Origin of the sequence: Bacillus sp. ISL-47 (assembly GCF_018613175.1) — a bacterium.
In the GTDB taxonomy this organism is placed as follows: domain Bacteria; phylum Bacillota; class Bacilli; order Bacillales; family Cytobacillaceae; genus Cytobacillus.
This window is the reverse complement of record NZ_JAGGQS010000079.1, coordinates 34,393-45,932: the sequence shown is the minus strand read 5'-3', so window position 1 is coordinate 45,932 and position 11,540 is coordinate 34,393. Positions and strand designations below refer to the sequence as shown.

Annotated in this window: 11 protein-coding genes and 1 pseudogene; 9 read left to right on the top strand and 3 right to left on the bottom strand. The window is 41.6% G+C overall.

Annotation, left to right across the window (positions count from 1 at the left end):
- Window positions 1-583: 583 nt before the first annotated feature.
- From spoVS to J7I93_RS23490, 6 genes are all read left to right on the top strand, one after another.
- Entirely contained in the window at window positions 584-844 is a 261-nt protein-coding gene (spoVS, locus tag J7I93_RS23515) for a stage V sporulation protein SpoVS (RefSeq protein ID WP_026585459.1), read from the top strand.
- 159 nt (window positions 845-1,003) lie between these two features.
- Window positions 1,004-1,927 carry a dipeptidase gene (locus J7I93_RS23510; protein ID WP_214729101.1) on the top strand — a complete coding sequence of 308 codons (924 nt, stop codon included), beginning with the start codon at window positions 1,004-1,006 and terminating at the stop codon, window positions 1,925-1,927.
- Window positions 1,928-2,227: 300 nt separating this feature from the next.
- Entirely contained in the window at window positions 2,228-3,964 is a 1,737-nt protein-coding gene (locus tag J7I93_RS23505) for a 2-oxoacid:acceptor oxidoreductase subunit alpha (protein WP_214729099.1), read from the top strand.
- Window positions 3,965-4,831 carry a 2-oxoacid:ferredoxin oxidoreductase subunit beta gene (locus J7I93_RS23500; protein ID WP_214729097.1) on the top strand — a complete coding sequence of 289 codons (867 nt, stop codon included), beginning with the start codon at window positions 3,965-3,967 and terminating at the stop codon, window positions 4,829-4,831.
- A 547-nt stretch (window positions 4,832-5,378) separates the two neighbouring features.
- Entirely contained in the window at window positions 5,379-6,923 is a 1,545-nt protein-coding gene (gene miaB, locus J7I93_RS23495; RefSeq protein ID WP_214729116.1) for a tRNA (N6-isopentenyl adenosine(37)-C2)-methylthiotransferase MiaB, read from the top strand.
- A gap of 1 nt (window position 6,924) precedes the next feature.
- On the top strand, window positions 6,925-7,350 hold the full coding sequence (locus tag J7I93_RS23490; RefSeq protein WP_214729095.1) for a YlbF/YmcA family competence regulator: 426 nt from the start codon (window positions 6,925-6,927) through the stop codon (window positions 7,348-7,350).
- Window positions 7,351-7,451: 101 nt separating this feature from the next.
- Here the strand turns inward: J7I93_RS23490 and J7I93_RS23485 are convergent, their stop codons facing one another.
- The 3 genes from J7I93_RS23485 to J7I93_RS23475 form a co-directional block, all read right to left on the bottom strand.
- On the bottom strand, window positions 7,452-7,802 hold the full coding sequence (locus tag J7I93_RS23485; RefSeq protein ID WP_214729093.1) for a hypothetical protein: 351 nt from the start codon (window positions 7,800-7,802) through the stop codon (window positions 7,452-7,454).
- Window positions 7,803-7,889: 87 nt separating this feature from the next.
- Complete coding sequence (locus J7I93_RS23480) at window positions 7,890-8,186, bottom strand: hypothetical protein (protein WP_214729091.1); 297 nt, start codon at window positions 8,184-8,186, stop codon at window positions 7,890-7,892.
- Window positions 8,187-8,240: 54 nt separating this feature from the next.
- Window positions 8,241-8,615: a hypothetical protein gene (locus J7I93_RS23475; RefSeq protein ID WP_214729089.1), complete on the bottom strand. Its 375-nt coding sequence runs from the start codon at window positions 8,613-8,615 to the stop codon at window positions 8,241-8,243.
- 347 nt (window positions 8,616-8,962) lie between these two features.
- On the opposite strand from J7I93_RS23475, the gene J7I93_RS23470 reads away from it, so the two are divergent.
- The 3 genes and pseudogenes from J7I93_RS23470 to J7I93_RS25275 all read left to right on the top strand — a co-directional run bounded on the left by J7I93_RS23470 (window position 8,963) and on the right by J7I93_RS25275 (window position 10,964).
- On the top strand, window positions 8,963-9,511 hold the full coding sequence (locus tag J7I93_RS23470) for an outer spore coat protein CotE (protein ID WP_214729114.1): 549 nt from the start codon (window positions 8,963-8,965) through the stop codon (window positions 9,509-9,511).
- Window positions 9,512-9,914: 403 nt separating this feature from the next.
- Window positions 9,915-10,229, top strand: a pseudogene (locus J7I93_RS25460) (VOC family protein); the annotation flags it as partial.
- Between the two features lie 345 nt (window positions 10,230-10,574).
- The gene (locus tag J7I93_RS25275; protein WP_251025977.1) at window positions 10,575-10,964 is read left to right on the top strand and encodes a VOC family protein; all 390 of its coding nucleotides are present in this window, start codon (window positions 10,575-10,577) and stop codon (window positions 10,962-10,964) included.
- Window positions 10,965-11,540 lie beyond the last annotated feature (576 nt).

The following is an 11,540-nucleotide window of genomic DNA, read 5'->3' as shown; positions in this document are numbered from 1 at the left end:
CAACATTTGACGTTGAGCCTTAAAAAGTGAACGTAAAATGCCTGAATTACTTCATATTTTTAAAAAGTTGAGCGTAAATTGGCTGCAGTGATGCATAAATTAAAAAAAGTGAAGTGAATGGGGTGGAATTGATGCGAATGCAGAGAAAAAAGGTTGAGAATATCCCCTTGAAGGGACAAATTTTAAAAAACAGGATCTTTGATTGTTTTAAAGTTCAGCTGCCAGATTAACGCGCAATAAGATTTGTCTAGCATGTACCAGCAGAAAATATCTCATTTTATTTATATTGCACAACTTCACCAAATCCCAAAGAATCGCAGCTGACATCCTGCCGCGATAAAAATAAATTAAGCCTGAATATTTGCTTTTTTTGTCCAAGCCGGAATATGTGTTTTCAATACTGAATATAGTAGCAATGGAATGATATATATACCTGATGCTAAATTCCATCAAAGCAGTCGTGTGTAAGCCCGGAAATAAAGATGAAAGGGTAAGCCCTTACGTAAGGCATTAAGCCTGAGAGAAGGGCAGCCAGCGCTTTGAGCAGGGCATGCAGGAGGGGTAAAACGAGGAGGAGCTAGGAATGGAAATATTAAAAGTTTCAGCAAAATCTAATCCTAATTCTGTAGCTGGTGCGCTTGCTGGGGTTCTTCGCGAAAGAGGAAGTGCAGAAATCCAGGCAATTGGTGCGGGTGCATTGAACCAGGCTGTTAAGGCAGTAGCGATCGCAAGAGGATTCGTAGCGCCTAGCGGAGTGGATTTAATTTGTATCCCGGCATTCACGGATATTCTGATTGACGGTGAAGAGCGGACAGCAATCAAATTGATTGTGGAACCACGGTAGCCAAAAGGCTGCAGAATTAGGAGTCATCCATTGTCATATGCATAAGATCACATTTTATAAATTTAGGCAAATACAATAAAACCTGTTTGCAGCATAGGCAAACAGGTTCTTTTTTTAATAAGATAAGTCTATTGAGAAAAAAGGAGAGGAAGACAGCGAATGAAAATTTTTGATGCGCATTGCGATGTCCTTTATAAAATATTTATGGATCGGGAGATAGATTTTAAGGATTCAGGCAAGCTGCAGGTCAATCTTGAAGGGCTGCAGGGTTCACAGCTAAAGGTCCAATGCTTTGCCATATATGTACCGGAGTCTGTCCATCCTGAAATGAAATTTAATGCAGCTTTATATATGGTCGATCTATTTTATGAAAAAGTTCTTAAAGCTTATCCGCAAGTAAAGCTTATTTCCAGCCGACGGGATATTGACCGGCTGAAGAGTGATGAGATAGGAGCTGTGCTTACATTGGAGGGCTGTGATGCGATTGGGTGTGACCTTCTTAAATTAAAAACTCTTCTCAGGCTTGGTGTATCATCTGTGGGCTTGACTTGGAACTACGGAAATTGTGCAGCGGACGGCGTCCTGGAAGAAAGGGGAGCCGGATTGTCCTCTTTTGGCAAGCAAGTGGTTTCTGTATTAAATGCTGCTGAAGCATGGTGTGACGTATCCCATCTATCCGAGCGAGGGTTCTGGGATGTGATGGAGTGGGGTGACTATCCATTTGCCTCCCATTCGAATTGCTATTCGCTTTGTCCGCACCCCCGAAATTTATCTAATGATCAAATAGAAGCGCTGATCGAAAGAGATAGTGTTATGGGGATCACTTTTGTAACCGAATTTCTTTCTGGCAAACAGACTGCAACCATTACAGATATATTAAGGCACCTTGAACATGTATGTTCACTTGGGGGAGAGAATCATGTCGGCTTCGGTTCTGATTTTGATGGTACAGATGGGAGGGTGCTAGGCTTAGAGAATGCAAGAAAATACGATTACCTGATGAACGAACTCACAAAATACTATACTGATATACAGGCTGAAAAGTTTTTATTTCGGAATTTTTATAACCGGTTTCCAAGGTGATAATGTTACAAAACCAGTATCACAAGGGTTTGCCGGTGACATTTCACCCTGAAAAAAATCAATGTATTTATCATTTTTCAAAAAATAAAAAAATATTCATCTTTTAGCCAATAAATATTCAGAAAGGGTTGCTTTTTTAGACACATAGGTCTAGAATTGAAAGCGTTTAGTACCCATTCATCTTCCAAAAAATAGCCGTAATACAAGGGCTAAACCATCAGGAGGACTGGACAAGTACTACACTTATATTAATGAAACGTTTTTACATAATTTCTTAACGTAACTAAAGGGGTGTAAGACATGATCAATCAACTTTCATGGAAAGTTGGAGGACAGCAAGGGGAAGGTATTGAGAGTACCGGAGAAATTTTTTCCATTGCATTAAATCGTTTAGGCTACTACCTGTACGGTTACCGCCACTTTTCATCACGCATTAAGGGCGGGCACACGAATAATAAGATTCGCGTCAGCACGTCACAAATTCGCTCAATTTCGGACGATTTAGATATTCTGGTAGCTTTTGACCAGGAAACAATTGATTTAAACTACAAAGAACTTCATGATAAAGGGATCATGATTGCAGATGCAAAGTTTGATCCTAAACAGCCAGAAGATACGAAAGCAGCATTGTATGCGGTTCCATTTACAGAGATTGCTACTGAACTAGGAACATCTCTAATGAAAAACATGGTTGCCGTTGGAGCAACATGTGCAGTTCTAAACTTAGATATTAAAGTATTTGAAGAAGTTGTTCAAGAGATTTTTGGACGCAAAGGACAGCAGGTTGTAGACAAAAATATGGAAGCAATCCAGGCTGGCTTTGACTTCATGAAAGAAAAGCTTAGCGACGATGTAGAATTAATGGAGCTTGAAAAAGCGGATGGCATGAAGCGTCTATTCATGATTGGTAATGATGCGATCGCTCTTGGTGCGCTTGCCGGCGGTTGCCGCTTCATGGCAGCTTACCCAATTACACCAGCATCCGAAATCATGGAATATTTGATTATGAAGCTTCCGGCGCTTGGCGGATCTGTTATCCAGACAGAAGACGAAATCGCTGCAGCCACTATGGCAATCGGTGCCAACTATGCGGGAGTTCGTGCTATTACAGCATCTGCTGGTCCTGGTCTTTCTCTTAAAATGGAAGCAATCGGTCTTTCTGGTATTACAGAAACTCCGCTTGTTATTGTTGATACCCAGCGTGGAGGCCCTTCAACAGGACTTCCTACAAAACAGGAACAATCAGACTTAATGGCAATGATTTATGGTACTCACGGTGAGATTCCGAAAATCGTTCTTGCGCCAAGTACTGTGCAGGAAGCATTTTATGATACTGCTGAAGCATTCAACCTAGCTGAAGAATATCAATGCCCTGTTATTGTTCTTTCTGACCTGCAGCTTTCTCTAGGAAAGCAAACAGTGGAGCCGCTTGATTTCAGCAAAGTGGAAATCCGACGTGGAAAGCTTGCAACAGAAGAGCTTCCTGAAATTGAAAACAAAGGCTACTTCAAGCGCTTTGAGGTTACAGAAGATGGAGTTTCTCCTCGTGTAATCCCTGGCATGAAGAACGGTATCCACCATGTTACCGGTGTTGAGCACGATGAGACTGGAAAACCTTCAGAATCAGCTGCTAACCGTAACGCGCAAATGGATAAGCGTTTCCGTAAGGTTGAAAACATCAAATTCAATACACCAGTTCACAAGAATGCTCCTCATGAAGAAGCAGACTTGTTAATCGTAGGGTTCAACTCTACTCGCGGTGCTATTGAAGAAGCGATGGGCCGCCTTGAAAATGATGGCGTTAAAGTTAACCATGCACAAGTTCGCTTAATTCATCCTTTCCCTGCAGATGAATTACTGCCGCTTGTAAAATCTGCTAAGAAAATTGCTGTAGTAGAAAACAATGCTACAGGACAATTAGCAAATATCATGAAGATGAACGTCGGACATGCTGAGAAAGTTCACAAGCTATTAAAGTACGACGGAAATCCATTCTTGCCACATGAAATTCACACAAAATGCAAGGAGTTGTTCTAAATGGCCACATTTAAAGATTTTAGAAATAATGTAAAACCAAACTGGTGTCCAGGCTGTGGGGACTTCTCCGTGCAGGCGGCGATTCAGCGTGCGGCAGCGAATGTTGGTTTAGAGCCTGAAAACCTAGCAGTTGTTTCAGGTATCGGTTGTTCCGGACGTATTTCCGGCTATATCAATTCATACGGTTTCCACGGCATCCATGGACGATCATTGCCAATCGCCCAGGGTGTTAAAATGGCTAACCGCGATCTGACTGTTATCGCTTCCGGCGGTGACGGAGATGGATTCGCAATCGGAATGGGCCATACGATCCATGCGATCCGCCGTAACGTAAATATTACTTATATCGTTATGGATAACCAGATCTATGGTTTAACAAAAGGTCAAACTTCACCGCGTTCTGCGGCTGGATTCAAAACGAAATCAACACCTCAAGGTTCCATTGAACAGGCTATTTCTCCAATGGAAATGGCACTAACAGCAGGTGCGACTTTCGTTGCGCAAAGCTTCTCAACAGACTTGAAGGATTTGACTGCATTAATTGAAGCAGGAATCCAGCATGATGGATTCTCTTTAATCAACGTATTCAGCCCATGTGTTACTTATAACAAAGTAAACACTTATGACTGGTTCAAAGAAAACCTTACTAAATTAAGCGATATTGAAGGCTATGACAATTCCAACCGCGAATTGGCGATGCAGACGCTTATGAAGCACGACGGCCTAGTAACAGGCTTAATCTACCAGAATACTGAGCGCAAATCTTACCAGGAAATGCTTTCAGGATACTCTGAAACTCCTTTATCAAAAGCTGACCTTAACCTTGACCAGGCTCACTTTGATAAACTTGCAGCAGAATTTATGTAATAATGAGATGAAGTCCGGGAATTCCCGGGCTTCTTTTTTGTCTTTTTCTTCAATGGCTGTTTTCGTAAAGTTTGTTGTTTGAGACGGCTGACTAAGTTTAATTGCTAAGTTAGTTGTACCGAAGGGCATTTGACTCCAGTGGAATTGAGGGAAATGGGACCACTCAGGTGAAGGGCACCCATTCCTCCGCGGTGATAGCAAATCCCCGCGGAGGACATCAGTCGACAGAATTCATAAGTACAAACAACAATCTATGAGATTAGAGCCCTTCCATTGATCATAGTGACAATAGTCACGGCAAAACCAGAAGAAAAAGTCTATTATTATTATTTGTGCAGGATTAAAAGTGCCCCTGGATGTACATAGATGTAGTAGCTGCCTGATTAGAGGCAGGATAAGGTTTTCTATTGTTTTAACCCAGCTAAACCCTTATACTATAATAATGTGCATATATATAAATTCCATTGTTGCACATTTTATTATTATGGCTAAAAATGGAGTTAAAAATGATAGATGCTTACTCAAAGAAAGAGAAAGGGGATAAATGATGAACGAAAAACAACGCTTAGAAGGCCAGCAAGTGCAAACAGCAAATCCTTCGGACAAAAAATCCGCAAAGGATTACAGCAAATACTTTGAAACAGTTTATACTCCTCCTTCCTTAAAGGAAGCGAAAAAACGCGGAAAAGAAGAAGTTAAATACCATAAAGATTTTGACATTCCGGAAGAATTTCTTGGAATGGGCAAGGGCCGCAAGTTTTATATCCGCACGTATGGCTGCCAAATGAATGAACATGATACAGAAGTTATGGCTGGGATTTTCCTTGGCCTTGGCTATGAACCAACAGATACAGTGGAAGATGCCAATGTCATCTTGCTTAACACTTGTGCAATCCGTGAAAATGCCGAGAACAAAGTATTCGGTGAGCTTGGTCATCTCAAGCATTTGAAAAAAGAAAATCCGGATGTTCTGATAGGTGTTTGCGGATGTATGTCCCAGGAAGAATCCGTTGTGAACAAAATCCTTAAAACTTATAATCAGGTTGACATGATTTTCGGAACTCACAATATCCACCGCCTGCCGAACATTCTTCAAGAAGCCTATATGTCCAAAGAGCTGGTTATTGAAGTCTGGTCAAAAGAGGGAGATGTTATTGAGAACCTTCCGAAAGTACGCCGCGGCAATATTAAAGCATGGGTAAACATTATGTACGGCTGCGATAAGTTCTGTACCTACTGCATCGTGCCTTATACTCGCGGTAAAGAAAGAAGCCGCCGTCCTGAAGATATTATCCAGGAAGTGCGCCAATTGGCCGCGCAGGGCTACCAGGAAATTACCCTACTTGGCCAAAACGTAAACGCATATGGTAAAGATTTTGAGGATATGAAATACGGTCTTGGCGATTTAATGGATGAAATCCGCAAAATCGACATTCCGCGCATCCGCTTTACAACAAGCCACCCTCGTGACTTTGATGATCATCTGATTGAAGTGCTCGCAAAAGGCGGAAATCTTGTCGAGCACATCCATCTGCCTGTACAGTCAGGTTCAACAGATGTCTTGAAAATCATGGCACGTAAATATACAAGAGAACAATATTTAGAGCTTGTTCGTAAAATTAAGGCAGCTATACCTGGCGCTACTTTTACAACTGATATCATTGTCGGATATCCAAATGAAACAGAAGAGCAGTTTGAAGAAACACTATCCCTGTATCGTGAGGTAGGCTTCGAGTCTGCTTATACGTTCATTTACTCGCCGCGTGAGGGCACTCCAGCTGCCAAAATGGTGGATAATGTGCCAATGGAAGTGAAAAAAGAGCGTCTGCAGCGCCTGAATGCTCTTGTTAATGAGCTATCTGCTGAAGCGATGAAAAAATACCAGGGCGAGGTTGTAGAAGTTCTTGTTGAAGGGGAAAGCAAAAACAATCCGGAAGTCCTTGCCGGCTACACTAGAAAGAGCAAACTGGTTAACTTTAAAGGGCCAAAAACAGCCATTGGCAAACTGGTTAAAGTAAAAGTAACAGATGCAAAAACATGGTCCCTAAACGGAGAAATGGTTGAAGAACTAGACGCGGTTGAGGTGAAGTAATATGGCAAAGTATACAAAAGATGAGATCGTAGAACGTGCACAAGACTTGGCACGCATGATCGCGGAAACTGAAGAAGTAGAATTTTTCAAGCGTGCAGAAGCACAGATTAATGGAAATGAAAAGGTTAGTGCAACCATTACTACAATCAAAGGCTTGCAAAAGCAGGCAGTAAATCTTCAGCATTATGGTAAAGCAGAGGCTTTAAAGAAAACTGAAGATAAAATTGCTGCTCTTGAAAAAGAACTTGATGAAATTCCAGTAGTCCAGGAGTTCAAGCAGTCCCAAGTTGATGTAAATGAATTGCTGCAAATTGTGGCAAATGCTATTTCCAACACTGTAACAGACGAAGTCATTACTTCTACAGGCGGAAATCTGTTAAGCGGGGAAACAGGATCGAAAAATAAAAACAGCAGCTGCTCCCACTAATAGAATAAACCGAAACACCCTGCACCTATGAGATGCAGGGTGTTTTTTTACGTTCTATATTAAGGGAGGAAAAATCAAGTTGGCCATGGGTTGTGGGCCATTTACTGGTTTCGCAATAAATCTACTGCTTTTAAAAACTCTTTGCGATATTCCTGCTGCTCTATTATGGCAGCATTTAATGTTGATAAAAGAGATTGATTTAGCATTTTTGTTCCTGTATCGTCTGATTCTTTGTCCAAAAAGTTCAGGAGAAAGGTGTATACGAGAAGTAATGTCGAGTAGTTATCGACATATGTGAGGTTAATAGCCCGTCCTCCCGTACCGCCTGCAGCGTGATTATTGATTGACGGTATTCCAGCTTCGGCAGCCATTTCAATGAGCTCCTCTGGAATACCCAGCTGCTTGAGTACTTCTGGATCTAAGTCCAGTTTTTTGGTGGTGTTATTTAGCATGGTACTCCCTCCCTTCTTTTTGGACAATTTTTAAGTCTCTGCATAGATAAATAGTAATCTCTTTTTTATAACAGCAGCATAGCGATGTTACGCTTTGTTGCTTTGCTGCTGAGTAGTGCCATTAACAGCAATAGCTGTAGAGTCGCCGCCATTTGCAATGTTATACTGAGCTGATAGAATTGGAATATTGATCAAAGCAGCATTGACGGCAAATCCGCCAACAGAGATTGGCAGCTGGCCGTTAAAGCTTGTTTGCGGAAGGTTAGCTTGCGCAGCAAACGTAAAAGCTTCAGCTTCGTCACCACTGTCTGTACCATTTACATTATCGCCAAATGGCAATATGCTGTTATTTTCCTGGTCATCATAGCATCTTCCTGATAGCATGGATATTCACCTCCTCCAAATAGTTGAAGTGGCATAGTTTGTCGTCAAATCTTCCTAAGAATCCTTTTTCGTTAGATTAGAAAGGTCCATATCTAAAAGTGTTTTTCCATTAACAGATAATTTAACCTGTTTATAATCCTCTGATGTTTCTACAACAGGCAGCAGATTTTTTAGTGAAGGAATCATATTGCCGATCCCGGAGGAATTTTTCGAGCAGAGCCCTTCCAAGTTTTTCAATGGTTTCATTGCGTCTTTTATACTTTCTCTTAGTTCATCCGATTGGATTTTATCCAGCCCTTTGGAGTAATATCCGCCCAATGAGTCTGTTAATTTGGCAACCATTTTTTCTGCATATTCCTTTGCTTCTTCTCCTGTCAGCTCTTTACCATTGATTGAAACCTTATAACTGGAGTTCTCCTTGTCTGCCATTCCTGTTCACCTCCTTCTCGTTAGTTTATTATATTGATGCATGAGCCAAGCTGTATCCGCGTTTGAAGTAGGACAAACGTGCATTTTTTATATGTATACCTAATAGGGATAGCAGCAGCCCAAGGATAAATGGGCATTTGCCCCATTTGCTAAAGAGCAGCCGGAATCCCAGCATTGGAGCAATCAATTCCCCTTAATCAAAATGCTGAAACCGGAACATTCGCCCGGTCCCGGCATACTATAAATCATGCCAATACTTTTGCCTAACATTCATCAAAAATTATCGCACACTAGTCTAATATCCCGCATAGGATGAATTGAAAATGAATGAGGAGGGTTCGCTCGCAATGGGAGACTACAGAGAGATTATAACGAAGGCAGTCGTTGCGAAAGGACGTAAATTTACACAGTCCAATCACACGATTTGCCCATCACACCATCCGTCAAGCATACTTGGCTGCTGGATCATAAACCATACGTACGAGGCGAAAAAGGTTGGAAAAACAGTAGAAATCTGCGGCCGTTATGACATTAACGTTTGGTACTCTTTCAACAATAATACAAAAACTGAAGTTGTTACCGAACGTGTTGAGTATACAGATGTCATTAAGTTAAAATACCGTGATCCGGACTGTTTGGATGACCAGGATGTCATCGCTCGCGTACTGCAGCAGCCGAATTGCTGTGAAGCTGTCATTTCCCCGAACGGAAATAAAATTATCGTCACTGTTGAAAGAGAGTTCATGGTCGAAGTGATCGGCGAAACAAAGGTTTGTGTAGCCGTTCATCCAGACAAATGTGACTGCGATGATGACGACGTTTGGGGCCTTGATGTAGATGATGAAGAATTCGAGGATTTAAATCCAGATTTCTTAGTTGGAACTGAAGAAGAGTAAATGTAAACTAGGAGGTTTTGCTTCCTAGTTTTTCTTTTTGTTTGACTGACTCTTTTAAATTTGTATGCAGATTACCGCTGCAGGCACTCAGCGATTAGGGCCGGATGCTGCCCGGCATTCGATTCCTTCAGGGTTTCCCTTGGGTAAGCTTTCCTCCAAAACTTGAACAAGCATGCTCCAGTAAACACCGCACTAAGGAAGTGCGAATCCATTTTTCGAAGATCTCGTCCCTTCAGTTCAATCAACAGTACAAAGTAAAAATTTGCTTCAGCATAGAAACTTGTATAAAAGCGGGCAATTAATCAAGCGAATTGACTACCTGTTCTTCCGCCTTTAGTCTGAATTCATGTGCTGGTTATTTCATTAAAATGGAGACATAAATCCATGAAGGGAAGATGGAAAGATGAAGATATATCAGCTGAATTTAAAATGCCATGATTTAGATAGTATGAAAGTTTTTTATACAAAAGTCTTGGAGATGGAGTTAATGGCAGAAACGGAACATTATTTTACTATAATGGCTGGCACAACGAAAATCCTGTTTGAAAAAGATGAAACAACTCCTTTTTATCATATGTGTTTCCGGACAAATGCTGATTACTTTGATCATATGTATCAAAAATTGGGCCAGGAAAGCGTACTTATTTCAAATGGCAAAGGCGAATATAGCATGTTTTGGAAAGGAAAACAGGCTTATTTTGTGGACCCGGATGGAAATATCATTGAAATGCTGGAACGGCCGTTTGAAGGAGAAAAAAAGGAAGGGATCGGCTGGCATGATGTGGGTGAAATAGGCTTGCCCGTCCTTAATATTGCAGATATGGAGCAGGAATTAAATAAGATTTTGGTAAATGAACAAATCGATTCCAGTGAGACGTTTGCTTTTTATGGAGACACCCAGGGAGTTCTTGTCCTCGTTAAGGAAGGTCGCCATTGGTACCCCACTGAAAGGCCGGCTGTTATTTCTCCTATAAAAATTTTTGCTGCAGGTGATAGAAATGCAACTTTAAAGCACAAAGAATATCCATATGAAATCATCGTTAGAAAGGAATGGACAGGAAGTATGCCAGCGGTTCAATTTCGCATGGCCCGCCCGACAAACCAGCTGGAAAAGCTCATTGACTTTTATGAAAAGGTTTTAAGGCTGGAGAGAGTCGGTGAATTTAGGCAGCATGAAGGCTATGATGGAATCATGCTGGGCCTGCCAGATAGTCAATATCATATCGAATTCACACAATCGAAAGAAATAATAGATCTTCCTCTTCCTACAAAAGAACATCTTTTAGTTTTTTATATTGCCAACCGGTTTGAACGGGATGAGATGGTTAACAGACTTGCCGGCATGGGCTATGGAGAGGTAGAACCTGAAAATCCATACTGGGGAAGGGGCGGAGTAACCATTGAGGATCCGGATGGCTGGCGGATTGTATTGATGAATACGGCGGGTATATAGAGCTATCGTCTTTTGAAGGTTTTCTTCTTAACTCTTGGCTGAGTTAAAGCTCCTTTTCATTTTAGATCCCTGTTGATTAGAGCGATGGACTCGAGATCCGCGAAAATGCACCCATTTTCTTCGTGCCGTGTTATTTCGCAAAGTCCTGGAGGAGTGTGTCAAAGGGAGATTCCGCGGTGCGCGCTGAGGAGCACCAAGATTGCCCGCGGTTTCCTGAGTGCCTGTGGCGAAAATCAACATGCCAATTTTACAGAGCTATCACTAAGGCTGTTTTCTAAAAGATTGTTGTTTTTGAATAGATTTGTGAATAGAAACATTGAAAATAAGGTTGGTTGACTGGAGCGTAAGGTGCGAGACTCCAGCGGGAGGAGTGGGACCGGTGAGGCCCCACAGGCGCTGCGCCCCGAGGATGCTCACCGCCCGCCCCGCGTTCGCTGAGCATCCTGGAGCGGAAATCAACCACTCTTCACTAAAAAGCAACAAAGTTTGCGAAAACAGTTATCACTTAAAAAAATAAACTATCTTTTTCCTAAATATGTTAAAATAGGGCAGTAGAAAAATGATTATGGAAAGGTT

Excerpts from the sequence above, each read along its gene's own strand:
- spoVS (WP_026585459.1), top strand. The coding sequence starts at position 584 with ATGGAAATATTAAAAGTTTCAGCAAAATCTAATCCTAATTCTGTAGCT.
- J7I93_RS23510 (WP_214729101.1), top strand. The coding sequence starts at position 1,004 with ATGAAAATTTTTGATGCGCATTGCGATGTCCTTTATAAAATATTTATG.
- J7I93_RS23505 (WP_214729099.1), top strand. The coding sequence starts at position 2,228 with ATGATCAATCAACTTTCATGGAAAGTTGGAGGACAGCAAGGGGAAGGT.
- J7I93_RS23500 (WP_214729097.1), top strand. The coding sequence starts at position 3,965 with ATGGCCACATTTAAAGATTTTAGAAATAATGTAAAACCAAACTGGTGT.
- miaB (WP_214729116.1), top strand. The coding sequence starts at position 5,379 with ATGAACGAAAAACAACGCTTAGAAGGCCAGCAAGTGCAAACAGCAAAT.
- J7I93_RS23490 (WP_214729095.1), top strand. The coding sequence starts at position 6,925 with ATGGCAAAGTATACAAAAGATGAGATCGTAGAACGTGCACAAGACTTG.
- J7I93_RS23485 (WP_214729093.1), bottom strand. The coding sequence starts at position 7,802 with ATGCTAAATAACACCACCAAAAAACTGGACTTAGATCCAGAAGTACTC.
- J7I93_RS23480 (WP_214729091.1), bottom strand. The coding sequence starts at position 8,186 with ATGCTATCAGGAAGATGCTATGATGACCAGGAAAATAACAGCATATTG.
- J7I93_RS23475 (WP_214729089.1), bottom strand. The coding sequence starts at position 8,615 with ATGGCAGACAAGGAGAACTCCAGTTATAAGGTTTCAATCAATGGTAAA.
- J7I93_RS23470 (WP_214729114.1), top strand. The coding sequence starts at position 8,963 with ATGGGAGACTACAGAGAGATTATAACGAAGGCAGTCGTTGCGAAAGGA.
- J7I93_RS25275 (WP_251025977.1), top strand. The coding sequence starts at position 10,575 with ATGCCAGCGGTTCAATTTCGCATGGCCCGCCCGACAAACCAGCTGGAA.